The sequence below is a fragment of the Hydrogenimonas cancrithermarum genome (assembly GCF_030296055.1).
In the GTDB taxonomy this organism is placed as follows: Bacteria; Campylobacterota; Campylobacteria; order Campylobacterales; family Hydrogenimonadaceae; genus Hydrogenimonas; species Hydrogenimonas cancrithermarum.
Map to the genome: position 1 here is coordinate 1,858,622 of NZ_AP027370.1, position 20,302 is coordinate 1,878,923.

Sequence of the window (20,302 nt, forward strand, 5' to 3'; positions counted from 1 at the left end):
GGTGCCATGAATTCTTCACGATGGCTTCTCCTCTTTTTTCTCCTGCTCGATATTTTCGTACTGCTGTTCGGTGATATCGCGTACGGCACGAAAGACGATGTCAGGATTTTGCAGCTGCTCTCGGGGACGATGCTCTGTAGCGAGCCGACGGCTTTCATCATGTATCCGAACATTCTCGTCGGGGTTTTTTTGAAAAGCCTCTATTTGCTCTGGCCGAACGTTCCCTGGTATTTTCTTTTTCTCTCCACTTTTCTCATCATCGCCCATCTCGTTTCCATCGCCGTCGTTTCACGCCACAAAGGAGTGCCTTTCGCTGCCGTCACAGGTATCGCGTTTTATCTTTTCTTCTACCAGATCACCTTTACCGCGACATCCATACTCATCGCCTTCGCGGGATATTCGATACTCTTCGATGCCGGCCTGCGAAACGGAAAGGGCTTTTTCGGGCGTCTCATGCCCTATTTGATAGCGGCACTCATGTTTCTCGCCGCTGTCTCGATACGCCCAGAAACTTTCTTTTTCGCCTCTGTTTTCGGTTCTTTTTCGCTTTTGATCGCTTTGGGTATACGAAGGTTCCTCAAAGAGATGGCCCCTTTTTTAGTGATAGTTTTCCTTTTTAGTGCATCTTTGCCCGCATTCGACATCATGCAGTACGACAGCAGTGGAGGGAACAGTGAGTTTGCCAAATACAACAAGTATAAAACGTTCATCGTCGATTTCGACGTTGGCGAACATTCGGAAAACTTCGACGAAGCTCTCGCGAAAGTGGGGTGGAGCCCGAACGATTATGAACTCTTCCATGCGTGGCTCTTTTTGAAAAACGAAGTCTTTTCGCTCCAGAATCTGAAAAATTTCGTGGAGTTCCTCGAAATCTCCTACGATTCGAAAACCCCCGATCTCATAGTTTTTTACGAACGGTTGATGAGAGATCCTTATGTCATCGTCGTTTTCGTGCTCTTTTCGCTGTGTCTTCTCCTGTACGGAAAATCGGCCGCGAAAAGAGCGTTGACGATGTTTCTTTTCGTCAATCTCGTTTTTGTCGGTGTGACGTTAACCATGAAAATGCCGCCGCCCCGGCTCTATCTGCCCGTTTTCTACTTTATACTTGTTTTGATTTTGTTGTATACGGACGATAGGGAGGCGGCTCGATTTCGTTGGACTCCATACCTTTTGTTGTCGGTTTCGGCTGGATTTTTCTTTGTATTCGCGCAGATTGCGAAACAAAACGACATACGCCGTACCACCCATCTGAAGTATGTGCAACAGTTGGAGAAAGAGAGGTTCTATCTGTCGGTAGACGATGCATTGATGCCTACGGGGGTCGATCCCCGTAGCGATCTGGCCTATCTAAAGGGGTTCAAGGTCGTGCCGTTCGGTACCGTCGTCATTCTGGGAGAGGTCGAGCGGTTCATGCATGAAAACGGTTTCGACGATTACGATGCCCTCTTCGAATCCGAAAATGTGCGTCTGCTTTTTCCCAGGAAAAGCCTCTGGAAAATCGAACTGTTGCGGAACTATCTACTGGAGCATTACAGTGTACGCGTCGAAGCGGAGGTGCGAAAGGGTACGAACGATCTCTACATCGTAGGCTTCATACCGCTGGAAAAGGCTTTCGGTACCGAAAGCTAACGATCTTCGCCGATTTCGTACCATGAGATCGTATCGTCCCCGTAGGAAGCGGCGACGATCTCCTCTTTGAAGTCCCTGTCCATATCGGCCGCGACGATGCAGAAAACCGCCTTTACGCTGTCGGTAACGGTATGGGGAACGAATTTTTCGTACCCCGTGTTTTCGTACCATACGATAGAGTTTTTATTCTTCAGCGCGGCGACGATGTCGATGTCCCCGTCTCTGTCCGCATCCAGTGCGATGACGGATGGGACCTGGGCTCCGGTGAAATCGACGATGTGGCTTTCGAAATTCTCTTTCGAGTCATTTTCGAACCATCGAATGATGCCATCCGAATAGTCCGAAGCGACGATGTCGATATCGCCATCTTTGTCCAGGTCGACGGCGAAAACGGAAAAGGCGTTCTTGGCTTTCGTAAATACATAATGGGTGGTGAAGCCGCCTTTGCCGTCGTTTTCGTGCCATATAATCTTTTCCCACCCTGCTGCGACGATGTCGACATCACCGTCCCTGTCCAGGTCCACGGGGTAGATCGAGGCGATTCTTCCTGCCGCAGGGGCAACCGGGCGGGTCGAAAAGCTTCCATCACCGTCGTTTCTGTGCCACAAAATCCTGCCGTCCGTGAAGTATGCGGTGATTGCGTCGTCTAAACCGTCTCCGTCGATGTCGGCGGCTTTTATTTTATACGCTCCGGCGGGCCCCGAGTAGATGGGGTGAATGGAGAATTCGCCATTCTCATCGTTGCGATGCAGCAATACATCGTGCCTGGTTTTCGATGTCGAAAGAAGGTCCACATCGCCGTCTCTGTCGATATCCGTGGCGAAAACGGATGTCGCATGGCCTCTGTTTTGGGCAAGAACATGCGGTTCGAAACGGTTTCCGTCGATGTTCTCGAGCAAATATATCTTTCCGTCGTCATACCCCGCGCAGAATATGTCGAGGTCGCCATCTTTGTCGACATCCACACAGCTTACGGAGTGCGCGCCATGAACTTCCATCGAGACGATGTGCCCTTGCGGCTTGCTGCACCCTTGTGCCAAGAGCAGTATCAGTGAGAAAAGAGAGAGAGAAACGGTTTTTTTCATAAAATTTCTTTCGCTGCGAGTCGTTCGAAACATAAACTTCTCCCGTCAATGATCATGATTTTATATTGTAAGTTACTCCGTATCAAACTCCGCTGAAAAATTTCAATTTGTCGTGTATTTCTTTGTAGACAGTTGAAAAAACACAGGCTAATCTTCCTTTTATTGAAAAACTGTTAACATTAATTAAATTATGAAGTTATTGATAACTAAAGAACTTTCGAGTATGAGGGATAAAAAAATGGGCAAAATAGTCGGAATGACACAATCGAACTATATTCCGTGGAAAGGATATTTCGATTATATCAACAGCGTGGATGAGTTCTATTTTTATGATGACGTTCAGTATACCAAGCAGGATTGGCGAAATCGCAATCTCATCAAAACCCCCGCAGGTACGGAGTGGTTGACCGTTCCGGTCGGATCGAGCCGCGACAGGCTCATTTGTGAAGTGGAAATCAGAGACTCCCTTTGGCAGCGAAGCCATTGGGATAAAATACTTTTTTACTACAAAAACGCTCCCTACTTCAAGATGTACCGGGAATTTTTCGAAGAGATTTTTTTGGGAAGTAGATGGACCAACCTTTCGGATATGAACCAGACGATCATCAAGCGTATTTCAAGAGAGCTGTTGGGAATCACGACGAAGTTCGGCGACTCGAGACCCTTCAATCTGACAGGGAAAAAGGCGGAACGCTACATACCTTTGTTGAAAGAGGTTGGCTGCACCACGTTTCTCAGCGGGCCTTCCGCCAAAAATTACCTGACGGAAGAGATGATGGCGAAAGAGGGGATCAAACTCGAGTGGATGAATTACGAGGGATACCCGGAATATCATCAGCTCTACCCACCCTTCGAACACAGAGTCACGATACTCGACCTGATATTCAACGAAGGACCCGATATGAAGAAATATATGTTGAGTTTTAAAGAGAAGGTCGAAAAATGAGAATCATCGGAACGAATTTCATGGGGCACGACAGTGCCCTGTTCTTCATCGATACACAGAAAAGAGAGATTTTCGCCATGAGTACGGAGCGTGTCACGCGTATCAAGCATGACAGCAAAGACGTCTCTCTCATACTCGAAAAATACCGTTTCGAAAATGTCGATTATGTCTGCCAGGGATACGGGAATTTCGAAGAGAAGGTCCGCAGCGATCTTGGGGCGGAAAAAGTGGCGGCACTCATCCAGAAAAAGGCATACTGCGACCTGATACAGCCAAAATATATCGCCGATCTTTTTCCCGATGCCAAAACCAAGTATTTGGCCTATTTGAACGCCTTCATCAAGCATCCAATGAAGACGTTGAAAGATCTCGACAGGATCAAGCCCGATTTCAAAGAGCGGTTCGTCGAGGAGCACCGGGGAAAATCGGACCGTGAAATCGTGGAGGGGTATATGCGCGAAGTCTTCGAATCGCACGGTGTCTCTCCCAAGGCGATAGAGTTTTACGATCATCACCTTTCCCACGCTGCAGGGGCCTACTTCTTTTCACCGTTTGCCTATGCAAAAAGGTGCATCAGCCTCACGCTCGACGGTTGGGGCGACGGATATTTCGGAAAAGCCTTTATTTTCGATGGAAATACGTATGAACTCATCGCGCGATCGCCGATCCGGGAGGTGGACCACGAGGGAATCGATATCAACCCCACACACGATTTGACCTCTATCGGCATTCTGTACGGCAACTTCACCGAAGCACTGGGGCTCCGGCGTTACAGTGACGAGGGAAAAGTGGAGGCGCTGGCGGCTTTTGGAAAAAGAGATGAGAAGATGTACCGCGAGATGATGGACGCCACCATCATCTCCGCGGATGGAATGGATTACGATCCGGCCGCCATCAAGCCTTACTATGACAGGAAGTTTTTGGCGGCCAAAGTGGAAGAGGTCGGCAAAGAGAACTTTTCGGCGACGATCCAGAGCTATCTCGAAGATGCCGTCGTCGAATACCTGCGGCTCCTTGGAGAGAGGTACGAAGATATCGATACACTCTGCCTCTCAGGCGGTGTGGCTGCCAACATTATCATGAATCTGAACATTTACGAGAGAACGAAATTCAAAAAGCTCTATATCTTTCCCCCGATGGGCGATGAAGGCGTCGCCGTGGGTGCGGCGCTTCTCAAGGCGCTCGAAATAGGAGAGGATATCAGTTGGGTGAACGAATACTATATGCCATATTTCGGGAACCGGCTGACGAAAGAGGAGATCGAGAAGAGTATAGAGCTCTTTTCGGACAGGGTGGAAACGAAATATATCGGTGACGAGTGGTATCTCGAAGCGGCACAGTCGGTGGCGGAGAAAAGAATCGTCGCTGTCGTACATGGAAGAATGGAGTTCGGCCCGAGGGCTCTTGGAAACCGCTCTATCCTTGCTAACCCCACCGACCCGCAGATCAAAGACAGAATCAATCTCACCGTGAAACGCCGCCCGAAATATCAGCCCTTTTGCCCTTCCATTCTGGAAGAGGAGCGTGAAAGGCTTTTCGAAAGCAGTTTTCCTCATAAACACATGGCCATCGGTTTTCGTGTCAAAAAGGAGTACCACGACAAAATACCTTCGGCCATTCATGTCGACGGTACGGCCCGTCCCCAGTTCGTCGAAGAGGCCGACAACCCCAACTATTACAAGCTTTTGAAAAGAGTGAAAGAGTTGACGGGATTTGGTGTGGTGATCAATACCTCTTTCAACCTACATGGAAGGACCATCGTCCATACGGCCGAAGACGCGCTTTTGGACTTCATCGACTGCAATATCGATGAGCTCTATATCGAAGGGTATCGGGTCAAACGCCGCTAGTTAGCTCTGACTGAATCGATCTTCGACACTGGCTACCTTGGAATATACCAGGGTTGAACAGAGATATTTTCTAATTTAAAAAGGAGAAAAGCCCGGTATGACACTTTCCATAATCGTTCCGTGTTACAACGAAGAGGAGGTACTGCCTGAAACGGTGGTTAGATTGAGCGAACTTCTGCAGGCGTTGATCGATAAGAAAAAAGTTGATGAGAAAAGTAGAATATGTTTTGTCGACGATGGAAGCAAAGATGCAACTTGGAAAATGATCGAACGTTATTCAACGGAGCAACCCAATATATGCGGTATAAAACTTTCCAGAAATTATGGCCACCAAAACGCTTTGATCGCCGGCTTGTTCAATACGGACAGTGATATTGCAATAACAATCGATGCGGACCTGCAAGACGATATAAGTGTTATCGAACGAATGATCGATGAATATTACCGCGGTAACGAAATCGTATATGGCGTGAGAAAAAAACGTGATACCGACACATGGTTTAAACGAATGACGGCGGAAAGTTTCTACAAATTGATGCAGCTACTTGGCGTGAATGTGGTTTACAACCATGCAGATTTTAGATTGATGAGTCGAAACGTGATAGAGCATCTCAAAGAGTTCAAAGAGGTGAATCTTTTTTTGCGTGCAATGATTCCGTTGATAGGGTTTAAACAGACATCCATCTATTATGATCGTTCCGAAAGGATGGCGGGAGAGACAAAATACCCACTGAAAAAAATGCTCGCTTTCGCTTGGGAGGGTATTACCTCTTTCTCTATTGTACCGTTACGGTTTATCACATTTGTAGGATTTGTCATTTTCTTTTTTTCGATTTTAATGAGTCTCTGGATTCTGGGGATCAAACTCTTTACCGACTCTGCCGTACCAGGCTGGGCGTCAACGGTTTTACCCATTTATCTCATAGGAGGTATTCAAGTGTTTTCCGTGGGTATCGTTGGAGAATACATCGGTAAAATCTATATGGAAACGAAATCCAGGCCTCGATTTATTATTGAAAGGACGCTGGATTGAAATGATGTCAAACCAAACGATGCAAGTGAATTTTAAAACGATCAATATGCGATTTGCCTTATGGTTTGCGATATATACGTTATTGTCCGTTCTCTTGATCCAGCTTGGCTACAGCTATCTCGGGACCATCGATGATTCGTATTTGAGAGATTTTCTTATCCATGGGGAAAGTCGCACGCTCATTATGAGCTATCCTCTGTCTATTGTTTTATCATGGTTGTATAGTCACTTTCCAAATATACAATGGCTCAGTTGGACATTTCTTTTATATATCGAACTTATCATAGCACTTTATTCTTATTACCTTGCAAATATAAAAGAAACTGGTGCTGGTGTTTTGGCTGGTTTGTTAGGGATGATTGTAATATTTTTTATTTGGATGAATGTATCCATAACCATGGTGACACTTTTGCTAATCACTATGGCATATCCTCTTATAAATCGGAACCAGATTATGTTTTGGTTTCTGGTGATGCTTGCAACTCTTTTGAGAGATACAATCGTTTTATCGATATTCCCATTATTGGTTGTTGCTTATTTATTGATGTTTCATAAATCTTCTTTTACAAAAAAAGATGTACCGATTGTATTGGTTTTGGTTTTACTTATGGGTGCGATCGTTCTATCTCCAAAATTGGATTCTGATTATCGGTCATGGTTAAAATTTTATCATGCAAGGGTTTTTTTTACCGACTTGCATGGTATCGATAAAAAAAATATTTTGAATGATGAGGAAAAGATCATTGCCAAGTCGTGGTATCCACAGGATGAGTCATTGCTTGCTTCTGAAAAGATAATTAAAGCAGCTGGTTCAAAATGGGATGTAGTCATGCAACATTTGACTCGATTGAACTTACGCTCCATAGTTGCTGAACTATATCAACACAAAATATGGTTATTTTTATTGATAATAACTTTTTATTTCCTGTTTTCTATAGAAAAGAGCTTGAAAAAAAGAGTGTACTATGCTATCTTCGTTTTTGGTTTTTTTTTACTTCTACTTATTCGCGATGCTCAAAGAGTAACTTATCCACTTTTGTTTTTATGGATGATCCTTTTATGGAGCGATTTATGGAAATATAGAAAGAAAAACACAATCAATATTATGTTGCTTGGGTTTATGGTTTTTTTTGTCATAGAGACTCCTATTGGTAATCAAAAACACCGGAAGGAAGATGAGAAACTCTCCATCGAACTTATTGCTTTGATGAAAAAGTACGATTATTTATATGAGCCCGGTATCAGTTTTCCGCTTACAATGAATGCAAAAATGTTTCGAGCAATGTTACAAAATCGGCTTTTTGATGAAAAGAACTGGATCTCCAATTATATAATGCCAGCTGGATGGATGTCGAGACATCCTTATTTTTATACTTCTCATAATATTTCCAACCATGGCGTTCAACGAAAATACAAAAATTATCATGATTTTTTACTCGCTGAAGAAAGTGCTTTTATTGGCTCCAAAACCACCAATGAGGAAATGAATGAAATGATTTGCGAACGATATGACAAACTATTTGGTATAAACGATCATTGTAAGCACCGATTGGTAACGCTTGATGAGTCCAAACACTTCAAAATTGTCAAAGTGATTTGTCAGAATGGCAAAGGCTTAAATTCCCTATAGAAATTTTATTTTAAAATAATATTTCTATAGGTAGATCAAAAATAGTTTATTTTTTTGTTAAATCTTCAAAGATTTATAGGATTTGAGCTCGTTATTGCGAACTTTACTTGACACTATCAACAATCTCAAAGCACTTCAAAAAGTTTAAAAAAAATAAGGCATTTATATCAAAGAATTTTATAAATATATATTGTCCAGAACTTGTTGGGGCTCTCAACTTTTGCCATAAATTTCAAATTTTGGTTATGTTTCAATTCGTAAGTGGACAATATATATTTAGCACCTAATTTTTTCATCTGTTTGAAATTGAGTTCCGAAGCATCTATAACAATATTTTTGGGTCTGTTTCCCATGAATGTGTTTTTTAAAGAAGTCACTTGCAAATAACAGTAACTTCCCCAGTAATCGAATTGTCTTTTCATTTCGGGATTATTGTTTAAAGTTTTTTCTATAATTTTTCTAAAAGAGTGTTTGTATTGTAAAGGATAGTTTGGACTATAACCTCCTATTGTAGCGATTCCATTATATTGTGCTATTGCAGGATAAAATCCCAAACAGGCAACTTTATACCTTTTAGTGTGTTTATTTAGAATATTTTTAACTCTATCAAACAATTCGGTATCGTAAAATTGTTTAAAAGTAGGCTGACCAGATCGATATACCTGCCAAAAATCACTTTTTGAAAAAAGATATATAGATTGCGTTGTAATAAAGGTCATTAAAATGAAAGGAATCAATTTTTTGTATTTAACATATTTTATAATAAAAAGTAATGAAAAGGCAAAAACAATGTACCATAGCAATGGGTTGATCCATACGATTCGGCCCATATTAAACTGTTTTAAGATGGGGACAGATGTTTTGACTTGATCGAATGGAGGGAAATACCAGAGTTTAAAAATGAAACTGAATATGACGATGAGAACCAGATAGAAAGAAAGGATTTTCAATGATTTTTTATCTCTCGCGATAGAACTCAACATCAATGCAAGTGCGAGAGAGAACCCAATAACATATTTATGGAAAGTCGCAATATGGGCATGGTGACCATTGATGATATACTCAAAAACGGCATTAAGATAGTCCTGTAAACTTTGCATATGAAAATGCATGGCTTTGGCAATCGACATTTCCTGTCTATGCGAAACAAAGTCACTTGGAAGTAGCATACCTGTGACCAATCTATAATTTACAATCAAATATATTATCGTCATCAAGCTGATGGCAACTAAAAATTTCGTATAAAATTTTTTATATTTCATTACCATATAGACCCAGGCAAAAGAAGCGAGCATTAAATAGAAAAAATAGACGAGCACGAAGGACGTGTAAAAAGGTATCAAACATAAAATTAGCCAATCGTACCATTTGTCTTTATCGTTCAGAATATTTAAGAAGAGATATGTTACCAATGGTAAACCAGCTACGGATAGCCCTCCGGAGGGCCAGAAAGGTAAAAGTGAAAAGGTCAAAGAAACGCCGGAAGATATGATGTAGATATAATATCTCTCAACATTCCAACCCTCCAAAAGATATCGTTTTAATAACAGGTACATGCCAATGTACGCAGTCAGCCGCATGAACAATTGATTGAGAGCATAACCGTATATCGGTCCAAACCATTTGTTCAGCCATAGTAGAAAATCGAATTCACTCCCAAAAGATATTCTTGGAAGCCCACCCATGATGGTTGGGATGATGGTATTTGGGGAAGCAAAAATTGCATGGGAGTCAATGAGTAATTTGTACCATACGACATTTGAGTCGAGGTTGTCACCGATACGGAAATATGAATTTTCTCCCAAAATAAATATTGGCGCAACATAGAGTAGAATAATCGATATGGCAATACCATGATATTTATATTGCTCCGTATATTTTGAAAGTGGCATCAATTTTTACCTTTAAAAGAAATCATGAACCTTATCAATAACGAAATCGACTTCTCCCGCTTTAATTGAATAATAAAGAGGAAGCCTGACGATACATTCGCTTTCTTTGGTCGTATAGATGTCTTGACCATGGAAATGGCCGAATATCATTCCTGCTCTACTGCTATGCAAAGGGACATAATGGAACACGGCTGAGATATTTTTCTCTTTCAGAAACTTTAACAATTTTGTACGTTCTTTCAGGTTCTTGACTTTTATGTAAAACATATGGGCATTATGAATGCAACCATCTGGAATGGTGGGGAGCGTTATATGCCCTGATTGTTCAAGATGCTGGAGATTTTCGTTATATCTATGCCAAATAGCAATTCTTTTTTCATTGATATTTTCGGCTTTTTCGAGCTGTCCCCAGAGATAAGCCGCCTGCAATTCGCTCGGCAGGTAGCTGCTGCCGAGATCGACCCAGCTGTACTTGTCGACCATCCCTCGGAAAAACTGGCTTCGGTTGGTCCCCTTTTCACGGATGATCTCCGCGCGTTCCGCGAAACGTTCGTCGTTGACGATGAGAAGGCCGCCTTCGCCTCCGCTCGTGTAGTTTTTCGTTTCGTGGAAGCTGTAGGTTCCGAGATGGCCGATGGTGCCCAGCGGTTTGCCTTTGTACGTGCTCATCATCCCCTGTGCGGCGTCTTCGATGACGAAGAGCCCATGTCGGTTCGCGATCTCCATGATCGTATCCATTTCGCATCCCACCCCGGCGTAGTGCACCGGAACGATCGCTTTGGTTTTCGGTGTGATGGCCGCTTCTATCAATGTTTCGTCGATGTTCATCGTATCGGGCCGGATGTCGACGAAGACGATTTTCGCGCCGCGTAAAACGAACGCGTTCGCGGTGGAGACGAACGTGTAGCTCGGCATGATCACTTCGTCACCGGGTTGAATGTCGATGAGGATGGCGGCCATTTCGAGTGCGTGGGTGCACGAGGGTGTCAACAACGCTTTGGCACAGCCGAGTTTTTCTTCGAACCAGCCATGGCATTTTTGCGTGAACGGCCCGTCTCCACAGAGTTTTTTGTTTCGTAACGCTTCGAGGATGTATCGCTCTTCGTTACCGGTCATGGGGGGCTCGTTGAAGGGAATGAATATTTTCACTTGAATCTCCTGCGGTAATACCAGCACTCGATGTTGTCGATGTTGAAGCCGTATTTGATGTAAAATTGTTGGGCTTGAATGTTTCTTCCTTCGGTGATGACGCTCAAATGGCGGTAGTTTTTGCCGTACAGAAAGTTTTCGGCATGCTGGATCAACGCTTTTCCGAGTTTTTTCCCCTGATGTCCTCTCTGGATGGAGATAAGTCCGATTTTCGCATTTCCGTTTTCGGAATATTTCAACGTGATGAAACCGATGGGGGAACGTTCGGCTTTCAGTGAGAAACAGATGTCGTCGAAGCTTCCATACACCGCTTTCTCCACCCATTTCGCATAAAACCTGCCGGTTTCGGCCTCTCCGACCAGAACCGGCAGGCGGCTATGCTCGACCAGCCCTTCGATGGCGATTCGCTGTAGGACGTCGATATCGTCTGGCGTGGAGATATCGATGGAAAACCTTTCCTCTTTCATGACGACGGGTTTTTTTTCGATCTCTTTTCCGAAAATCACCCTGGTGTCTTCGAAAACGAATTTGTATTCTCCGAAGATCGATTTGCTCACTTCGTCGGTGATGTAACATTTGCCCTGTACCCAGTCGTATGCGTTGAATGCGGCATCGTCGTAATACTCACCACTTTTGTGTCGTGGATAGAACTGCGCGCATTCCGTATGGAAAAAACCGCTTTCCCACTCCAGTTTTTTAAGCATATCCATTCTCTTTCTCTTTTTTCCCCGATCTGATGTAGAGGAACCAGCCGGCCAGGCCGATGACGATTTTAACGAGATACAATAAAAAAGAGACCATGACGGCATCGGAGACATCGACACCGTAGAGTGCCATACCGGCCGTCATGACCCCTTCACGCACACCCACACCGCCGAGCGAAACGGGAACGACGGTAGCCACATAGACGAGCGGCATGATCGACATCAGGTTCAGAATCGTGATATCGAGGTTGAAATATTGTACAAAAATATAGCTGATGACGATATCGCCGAACTGCCCCAGACCCGACAGAAGAAGAACGACCGCCATATCTTTGTAGCCGATCGTCATTTTTTTCTGTATGAAATATTTCGCGATGACCAGTGCCATCAACATCCCAAGTGTCGAAACGGCGATCAGGGTGAACCCGAAATCGAGTCGGCTACGGATCGTTTCGTTGAAAAGCAGGGAGAACATGAGAATGAGTCCGAGAGCGAAGAGCCCCGCCACCCGTTCGATGAAAACCGCGAGCAGGGATTTCGCTTTGCTCAGATGGTAGGCTTTGCTCACGTAGTAGAGCCGCATCGCGTCGCCACCGATGGCTCCCGGGATGAAAATGTTGAAAAAAGAGCCGATGAGATAGAACTCGTAAAGCATCCGTAAAGAGTAGTTTTTCGCTTCGATCAGCATCAGAACGAATCTCCAGCGCACCGTCATGAAGCCCAGGGCGGCGAGCATGACGATGGAAGATACCAGAATGTACCAGACGACATCGCCATGGAGTTTTGCCAAGGAGGTGAAGTCGAGCTTCGTGACGAGGTAGGCGAGCAGCGTGAAGGAAACGACGATTTTGGCGATAAGCAGGAAAAGTCGCCTGGCTCCGGAGGTTTCGACTTTTTCGTCGGCGGAAGCCACCGCTTCGATACCGTCGCTCATTCTATCACTCTTTTTCATCTTCGAAAGTGGTTTCGGCCACGACGTAGATGGGCCTTTGTTTCGTTTCGTTGAATATTTTGCCGATATAGAGCCCAAGTATTCCCATGTTGGCGAAAAGGAGACCGCCTATCAGATAGATGGAGACCATCACGCTGGTCCAGCCGGCTACGGGCACACCAAAGGCGAAATAGCGGATAATCAGCCAGATGGCGTATGCAAGGCTGAAAAAGGTCATCAGAAAACCAAATTCGATAGAAAGTCTCAGAGGTTTGTTGGAGTGGGCGACGATGGAATCGATGGCTAACGCAATGAGCTTTCTTAGAGAATAGGAACTTTTTCCGTATGCTCTTGGCGCATGTTCGATGTCGATGTCGGCACGTTTGAATCCCAACCAGTCGATAAAAGGGGCATAGCCTCGGTTCTGTTCACGCATTTTGCGAAAATATTTGACAACGTTGTGGGAAATGATACTGAAGTTGGCCGTCGACTCATCGGTTTTCATACCACTTACAAACTCGAATATCCTGTGATAGAGTTTCGAAGAGAACTTTTTGAAAAAGGAGTCTTTTCTAGTGGCTCGTCGTCCAAAAACGACATCGTAGCCCTCCTGCGCTTTGTTGTAAAGTTTGACGATCTCTTCGGGCTGGTCCTGCAGGTCGCAGTCCATGACGACCACCCAGTCGCCATCGGCATAGTCGAGTCCTGCCGTGATGGCCCGGTGCTGGCCGAAATTTCTGGAAAGGTTGATGCCCTTGACACGAGAATCTTTGGCCGATAGCTGCAAGATGACATCCCAGGCTTCGTCGGGACTCTGGTCGTTGACCATGATGATATCGAAATTTTCCGTTATCGGAGTCAATGTTTTGACAAGCCGCTGGTATAGTTCCGGCAGCGCTCGGGCACATCCGTAAACCGGTGTCACGATGGAAATGTGGGGTCGTTTAGTCGGCATTGTATTTCTCCAGGTACCATTTCACAGTTTTGAGGATGCCGCTTTCGAAGTTTTCGTCGGCTCTCCATCCGAGTTCGTTTTCTATTTTCGTGGCGTCGATGGCGTAGCGTCGGTCGTGGCCGGGACGGTCTTTTACAAAAGTTATCAGTTCTTTATAACTTTTGACTTTTGACTTTTGACTTTTGACTTTTGAATTATTTTCGATTGGATATATGTCATCTAAAATTTCGCAGATTTTGTTGGCGATGTAGAGGTTGTCGCGCTCGTTTCTTCCGCCGATGTTGTAAGTCTCTCCCACTTCGCCTTCGTGGTAGGCCAGGTCGATGCCCTTGCAGTGGTCCAGAACGTAGAGCCAGTCACGTATGTTCTTGCCGTCGCCGTAGATCGGAATGGGGTTTCCATGAATCGCGTTTCTTATGATGGTCGGGATCAGTTTTTCGTCATGCTGCTTGGGGCCGTAGTTGTTGGAGCAGTTGGTGATGATGGTATTCATCCCGTAGGTATGGTGATAACTTCGGACGATCATGTCGCTGCTCGCTTTGCTGGCCGAGTAGGGCGAGTTGGGGGCGTAAGGTGTCTTTTCGGTGAAGAGACCCGTTTCTCCGAGTGTTCCGTAGACTTCATCGGTCGAGATATGATGGAAGCGGGGAAGCGAAGCTTTCAGTGTCGAGTGTTGAGTACTGGGTGCTGAGTGTTGAGTGTTGAGATATTTCTCTTTGTATTTGAAGGGGGCATCCATCCAGTGTTTGTAGGCGACATCGATGAGGGTGAAGGTCCCTTTGACGTTGGTTTCTACGAAGACGCCCGGGTTTTCGATGGAGTTGTCGACATGGCTCTCGGCCGCGAAGTGGATGACGCCTCCAATGTCGTATTTGTCGAAAATGTATTCGACGAGTTCCCTGTTGCAAATGTCACCCTTGATGAACTCGTAACGGGGATGGCCTTCGACCTCTTCGAGATTTTCCAGGTTCCCTGCATAGGTGAGAAGATCGAGATTGACGAGGCGGTACTCCGGATACTTCTCGAGAAAATAGGGGACGAAGTTCGAGCCGATGAATCCCGCGCAACCCGTTACCAGTAATGTTTTCATTTCGCACCCGCCATTTCGAGCATGTATCGCCCATATTCGGTTTTTTTATAAGGTTGAGCCAGCTCTATGAGCTCCTCGTCGCTGATCCACCCTTTGTAGTGGGCGATCTCTTCGATACAGGCGACTTTGTACCCTTGTCTGTGTTCGATGGTCCGTATAAACTGGCTCGCTTCGGCCAGGCTTTCGTGTGTCCCCGTATCGAGCCAGGCATAGCCGCGGCGTAGAAGCTGGACTTCCAGCTTTCCGCGTTTGAGATACTCCTGGTTGACGGAGGTAATCTCGAGCTCTCCCCGGTGCGAGGGTTCGACGCTCTTCGCGATCTCGATGACGTCGTTGTCGTAGAAGTAGAGGCCCGTCACGGCGAAATTGCTTTTGGGGTTTTCCGGTTTCTCCTCGATGGAGAGGACTTTGAGGTTCTCGTCGAACTCGACGACGCCGAACCGCTCGGGGTCTTTGACCTGGTAGCCGAAAATCGTCGCACCGCTCTTTTTCTGCGCCGCCTTTTCGACCAGGGGGGTCAACCCTGGGCCGTAGAAGATGTTGTCCCCCAGTATCAAGCAAACACCGTCGTTTCCGATAAAATCTTCCCCGATGATGAACGCTTCGGCGAGCCCATTCGGTTTCTCCTGGACAGCATAACTGAAATGCATACCCAGATGACTTCCATCGCCCAGAAGATCTTCGAACCTCTTCAGATCGGCGGGTGTCGAGATGACGAGCACCTCTTTGATGCCCGCGAGCATCACGACCGACAGAGGATAGTAGATCATCGGTTTGTCATAGACAGGAAGCAACTGCTTGCTGATGACTTGCGTCGTTGGGTATAGTCTCGTTCCACTACCACCCGCTAAAATGATTGCTTTCATTCATAATGTCTTTGAACAGAAAAATATTTTTTCATTTTTTCATATTTTATCCCATATACACTTCACATAAATTAAAAAAGAGAAATATCCCAAACTCTTTTTTGATGTGTAGGACTATCGTTTTGAACGATTGTCCGTGCAGACAACGACGATTTGAGAAATTCCAAAATGCTCGGACTCCTTTACGATCTTCACCGTATGATGACAGTTTGTATTTTTCAGAAATTTTTTGTCATATTCTGAAAGTATTATGGGCGTAATACTTTCATTTAGTTTTTTCCCACCAATGAAAGCGGTATCCGGTGAAAGAAGGTATTCATGATAGTTTTTGTATCTGCGTTGTACTTCGTCATGAGAAATATCGTGCAATTTATAAAAGAGTGGATGACAGCTGACCCAGTCAGCAGGAAGAATATTTTTTATAAACCAGTGATCTTCATCGAAAAGCCTGTTTTGTAAAATAGTCGACCATAAATATTCTGGTGTATAGTCGGTAGGAAAATAGATTGCTGTTTCATACATGAAGTTTTTTTCTTGCATAAGATTGTTTTTTTCGCGTGCCCAAGCTAAATGTTTTTCGCTATGTATAGTGTTATATATTGGCAAATCAATACAAAATACCACAATTCCAGATGCAAATAATAACTTCAATCGATTAAGTTTTCGTCTTTCAAGAAAAAGCATCGATAGCATTATAAACCAAATCAAAGAGGTGGGAATGGTTACTCTCTCGACATTGCGGACCAAAAGAAGAGCGATGAAACTTATGATGAAAAAGAATAAAAGAAATTTTTTTCTCCAAGAAACTTCTCTCTCTAAAAAGAGTAATATTGAAAAGAACAGCAATAAAGAAATTATTTTGTTGTGATAAACGATACTTGTGACTTTCCTGATGCTTATATGCATTAGATTATCGAATAGTATTATATATTTGTTTCCCGCCGCTTCGATGACTTTTTTCGATGGAAGAAGATCTTCGTCCTGAATGACCCAAGTCCGAAGTAAGTGTTTTTCACTTTCAGTAAGATTTTCGAGGTTGCCCCTGCCATGAAAATCTATAAAATACTGATGTGAATTTCTGAATTCGAGCCAGTTTTGGTACGCTTGATCATAGAACTTGTTCCACATGAGGTTCATGATGAGTAGACTCCAAAGTATGAAAAGAACCGGTAGCTCTTTTTTACCGAAATTTTCTTTTCGAAAGAAAATGAGATAAGGAATGAGCATGATGGGTGCAAGTCCCAGAACGATATTGAACCGAAACAGGCTGGCGGCAACTATAAAAAACCAGAATAGCCTGTGATGATTTTTTATGAGGGGAATAGCGAGTGCTATGATGGTTATGGTTAAAGTCGTGACAGATACATTTGTAACGAGAAACCTTAAATAGATCAATCCTAAAACAAATAAGAGGAATTTCAAACTCGCGTTTTTGATACGAACGATATAAAAAGCGTATACAATGGATATAAGAATCAATGTGGAGACCATGCATAAACTGAACCACTGAACAGTCGGAAAAACTGAATAGAGTTTTGCAAGAAGTGTCGAAAGTGGAAAACTCATAATATAAGTTTCATTGTCGCCATGGAGCAAAAAGTTTTGCAGATAAACGTCGTCGTTCGTTCCTATATAAGCCTAGTTGAAAAAAATATTTAAAATGATAAAAATTACGTAAGCTGTTATCCAGATGGAAAAAGATTTTTTATCTATGCCATTCATCATATAACCTCTCAAATTCTGATCAATATCATATAATTAATAGTTAATTGAAAGTATAGTAAATTTGTATGGTTTGAATCAAACGAAAAAAATAAATACCATTTGGGTGAATCAGTTTTAACGACATGTGTTCTGCAGATGGTTGAAATAGGAATCGATATTTTTCAAAGTCAGGAGTTTGCCGAAATTTTCTGGAGTATCATTGCCGTTATAGCCGGAAATACGATGGGCAAGTAATTTGGCCGCCGAAGCGTACAGGTGATGGGCATCGAAAAAATTGTCCAGATTGCACGTGATTTCGTTGAGATCCATGAAGTGGTAAAGCTGTCCAAAAACTTCGACACTCTCATGGAGCCATCTTTTGTAGTCATCGATATGCCCTGCCTCGATAATAAAAGTTTCAAAAAAGGGCTTGGAGACCGGTGTGGTGAAAATGATGAAGCGTGTTTTCGGATATCTTTTTTTCATTCTTTCGAGCATCTCTTTCCATTCGGTTCTATATCGATATTGGGTGGTTAGATGCACTTTGTACTCGTTGATGTCCTTTTGAATGTGTTGTTGTTTGGTCATACCTGGTACGATGATGTTACAGTGCCTGACGTTTTTTCGGTCATAGTCACTGATGGTCGGATGAAAGGTTCGTTTGATAGATTCGAACGAATGTTTCAGCGCATCGAAATTTAGAAGAGATTTTAATCTGTAAATAGGCTCTATGGTTTTGTCGATATAATTTTCAGGCACTTTTCCCCTGTAAAAACGACTGATGATTACATCGTAGTTTTTTGCACTTCCGAAAAAATCGATACCGAGTATTATATTTTTAAAAGGTTTTCCCTTGATTTTCATTGCGATGTCGATCCAATGTTCATATTCCCAAGGAAGCATGTTGTCCGCAGCGTAGTTGAAGACCTTCATCCCTTTGAAGTCGTACTGGTTGACATACGCGGTACGGCTGCTGCCGAGCATGAGTGTATCGTACTGTTCGAGCCCTGTGAAATAGATGCGGTTGGTCTTCTGTTGTCGCTCATTGAAGCCGGGTTGATGATTGTTGAATCGGTTGCTGTGCGAAAAACACCATAACGGATCGATATACCAGTTGAAGATTGTAATCGGTAGGAGAGTTGCGCCGATTAGGAGAAACCAGAGTTTGACCGCTTTACGATAGTTCATAGCATTTCTTTAAAAATTGAAATAGATGAATTCTGAAATTTTGTTCATCGATAGAACCGATACGATGAACAAAATGGCCGAATAAAACATTTTCGCATAACTTATATTCGATTCAAATGTCAATTGAATGGAGTTTTTTGCAAACAGCACAACGGCAAGCATGACAACCATTTTTAATATCTCTTCGGCCCCTGCGCCTACTGCATCGAGATAAGCTCCGAATTTGACACCGAATGAGTTCAGAAAATGAAGTTTTCCCAAGAGTGCTGCCGGTAGAATCAAATCTCCCAAAAACATTCCTTTCAGCACTTTCACCGCATCGTTGAAATCTTTGGCGCGGAAAAAAACCCAGGAGATATTGACGAAATTAAACGTGACGAACCAGGCGAGCCAGCGGGGCATCGTAAATGCGAACAGTTGCCAGATACGATGTGTGACCAGTGCGATACCGTGTAAAAGGCCCCAGACGACGAATGTCCATCCGGCACCGTGCCAGATGCCGCCGAGAAGAAAAACTATAATGATGTTGCGGTATGTTTTCAAGGTTCCGGAACGGTTACCTCCAAGTGTAATATAAAGATAATCTCTTAAAAAACGTGTCAGTGTAATGTGCCAACGTCTCCAGAAATCTCGAATGTTCAGCGCTTTGTATGGGCTGTAGAAGTTGATCGGGAGTCGGATGTTGAAGAGTAGTGCGGCACCGATGGCCATATCTGTGTACCCGCTGAAGTCGAAATAGAGTTGTATCGTATATGCCAAAGAGGTAAACCAGGCTTCCAGCATATTGAGAGAATGAGCGATATCGAATCCTCTGTTCGCCCATATGGCGAAACTGTCGGCGATGATCACTTTTTTGAACAGACCGATGGAAAAGATGAAAAGCCCCAAAACGATATTTTTGTGTCGAATGACCCAGTTATATTTCGATGCGAACTGCGGCATCATCTCTTTGTGATGAACGATTGGGCCGGCGATGAGCTGAGGAAAAAATGTTACGAAGAGCGAGTAGTCCAAAAAACTGTAATTTTTTTTATCGCCTCTATATGCGTCGACAAGATAGGCGATTTGCTGAAAGGTAAAAAAAGAGATTGCCAGTGGCAGTACGATGTGTTGATAGGGCAATGAAAGATCAAACAAGAGATTGAGATTTTCAAGAAGGAAATCGGTGTATTTGAAGTATCCAAGCAGTGCAAGATTGGCGGTGATTCCAAAGAGAAGCAATGTTTTTTTTCTCTTTGCGGATATTGGAAAATTTTTGCTTACGAAATTTCCCACCATAAAGTTGAAAAATACGGATATCAGAATGATGATGAGATAGGAAGTTTCCCACCATGCATAGAAAAAAAGAGAGGTTCCAATAAGGAACGTTTTTGCGGCAAGCGCCAATCTTAGTTTATGCAGATAGAAATAGAGAAAGAAGGATGCCGGCAGGAAGAGAAAAATATACTCGTAGCTATTAAATAGCATGCCCGCGATTGACCTTCATTTTGGAGTGGCTTCTTACTTATTAATATTATATCATAGTTCCGGATGGGTTATCACTCCTATTTGTCCAATCTGTCGTGAAGAGAAGCCGTTTGATTTGAGCTTGTTAATTAAAATGAATATCTCACCGATATACACATGGATCGGCTAGAATAACCATCGGAT

Annotated in this window: 16 protein-coding genes; 5 read left to right on the top strand and 11 right to left on the bottom strand. The window is 43.7% G+C overall.

Features of this window, described 5'->3' with window-relative positions; translation table 11 throughout:
• Positions 1 to 6 precede the first annotated feature (6 nt).
• Positions 7 to 1,629, top strand: coding sequence for a hypothetical protein (locus QUD54_RS09620; RefSeq protein ID WP_286336516.1), 1,623 nt, complete (start codon positions 7 to 9; stop codon positions 1,627 to 1,629).
• Here QUD54_RS09620 and QUD54_RS09625 read toward each other — a convergent pair.
• Positions 1,626 to 2,714, bottom strand: coding sequence for an FG-GAP repeat domain-containing protein (locus QUD54_RS09625; RefSeq protein WP_286336517.1), 1,089 nt, complete (start codon positions 2,712 to 2,714; stop codon positions 1,626 to 1,628). The two genes, QUD54_RS09620 and QUD54_RS09625, sit on opposite strands and share 4 nt — an antisense overlap.
• A 238-nt stretch (positions 2,715 to 2,952) precedes the next feature.
• Between QUD54_RS09625 and QUD54_RS09630 the strand changes: the two genes are divergently transcribed.
• From QUD54_RS09630 to QUD54_RS09645, 4 genes are all read left to right on the top strand, one after another.
• Complete coding sequence (locus QUD54_RS09630; RefSeq protein WP_286336518.1) at positions 2,953 to 3,660, top strand: WbqC family protein; 708 nt, start codon at positions 2,953 to 2,955, stop codon at positions 3,658 to 3,660.
• A complete protein-coding gene (locus tag QUD54_RS09635) occupies positions 3,657 to 5,510 on the top strand; it encodes a carbamoyltransferase C-terminal domain-containing protein (protein ID WP_286336519.1) in 1,854 nt (617 codons plus the stop codon). The genes QUD54_RS09630 and QUD54_RS09635 overlap by 4 nt, the downstream gene beginning before the upstream one ends.
• Positions 5,511 to 5,607: 97 nt before the next feature.
• Complete coding sequence (locus tag QUD54_RS09640) at positions 5,608 to 6,543, top strand: glycosyltransferase family 2 protein (RefSeq protein WP_286336520.1); 936 nt, start codon at positions 5,608 to 5,610, stop codon at positions 6,541 to 6,543.
• A gap of 46 nt (positions 6,544 to 6,589) precedes the next feature.
• Entirely contained in the window at positions 6,590 to 8,173 is a 1,584-nt protein-coding gene (locus tag QUD54_RS09645) for a hypothetical protein (RefSeq protein ID WP_286336521.1), read from the top strand.
• Between the two features lie 167 nt (positions 8,174 to 8,340).
• Here the strand turns inward: QUD54_RS09645 and QUD54_RS09650 are convergent, their stop codons facing one another.
• The 10 genes from QUD54_RS09650 to QUD54_RS09695 all read right to left on the bottom strand — a co-directional run bounded on the left by QUD54_RS09650 (position 8,341) and on the right by QUD54_RS09695 (position 20,119).
• On the bottom strand, positions 8,341 to 10,065 hold the full coding sequence (locus QUD54_RS09650; RefSeq protein WP_286336522.1) for a DUF6044 family protein: 1,725 nt from the start codon (positions 10,063 to 10,065) through the stop codon (positions 8,341 to 8,343).
• A gap of 12 nt (positions 10,066 to 10,077) precedes the next feature.
• On the bottom strand, positions 10,078 to 11,214 hold the full coding sequence (gene rffA, locus QUD54_RS09655; protein ID WP_286336523.1) for a dTDP-4-amino-4,6-dideoxygalactose transaminase: 1,137 nt from the start codon (positions 11,212 to 11,214) through the stop codon (positions 10,078 to 10,080).
• Positions 11,211 to 11,924, bottom strand: a complete 714-nt coding sequence (locus QUD54_RS09660; RefSeq protein ID WP_286336524.1) for a GNAT family N-acetyltransferase — start codon at positions 11,922 to 11,924, stop codon at positions 11,211 to 11,213. The genes rffA and QUD54_RS09660 overlap by 4 nt, the downstream gene beginning before the upstream one ends.
• A complete protein-coding gene (locus tag QUD54_RS09665) occupies positions 11,911 to 12,870 on the bottom strand; it encodes a lysylphosphatidylglycerol synthase transmembrane domain-containing protein (RefSeq protein ID WP_286336525.1) in 960 nt (319 codons plus the stop codon). Before QUD54_RS09665 ends, QUD54_RS09660 begins: the two co-directional genes overlap by 14 nt.
• Positions 12,857 to 13,804, bottom strand: a complete 948-nt coding sequence (locus QUD54_RS09670; protein WP_286336526.1) for a glycosyltransferase family 2 protein — start codon at positions 13,802 to 13,804, stop codon at positions 12,857 to 12,859. Before QUD54_RS09670 ends, QUD54_RS09665 begins: the two co-directional genes overlap by 14 nt.
• Positions 13,794 to 14,894 carry a dTDP-glucose 4,6-dehydratase gene (gene rfbB, locus QUD54_RS09675; protein WP_286336527.1) on the bottom strand — a complete coding sequence of 367 codons (1,101 nt, stop codon included), beginning with the start codon at positions 14,892 to 14,894 and terminating at the stop codon, positions 13,794 to 13,796. Before rfbB ends, QUD54_RS09670 begins: the two co-directional genes overlap by 11 nt.
• Positions 14,891 to 15,760, bottom strand: coding sequence for a glucose-1-phosphate thymidylyltransferase RfbA (gene rfbA, locus QUD54_RS09680; protein ID WP_286336528.1), 870 nt, complete (start codon positions 15,758 to 15,760; stop codon positions 14,891 to 14,893). The genes rfbB and rfbA overlap by 4 nt, the downstream gene beginning before the upstream one ends.
• Positions 15,761 to 15,874: 114 nt before the next feature.
• A complete protein-coding gene (locus tag QUD54_RS09685) occupies positions 15,875 to 17,326 on the bottom strand; it encodes a hypothetical protein (RefSeq protein ID WP_286336529.1) in 1,452 nt (483 codons plus the stop codon).
• A 273-nt stretch (positions 17,327 to 17,599) separates the two neighbouring features.
• Positions 17,600 to 18,652 carry a hypothetical protein gene (locus tag QUD54_RS09690; RefSeq protein ID WP_286336530.1) on the bottom strand — a complete coding sequence of 351 codons (1,053 nt, stop codon included), beginning with the start codon at positions 18,650 to 18,652 and terminating at the stop codon, positions 17,600 to 17,602.
• Between the two features lie 9 nt (positions 18,653 to 18,661).
• Positions 18,662 to 20,119 (bottom strand): MBOAT family O-acyltransferase, encoded by a 1,458-nt coding sequence (locus QUD54_RS09695; protein WP_286336531.1) that lies wholly within the window; start codon positions 20,117 to 20,119, stop codon positions 18,662 to 18,664.
• Between the last annotated feature and the right edge of the window lie 183 nt (positions 20,120 to 20,302).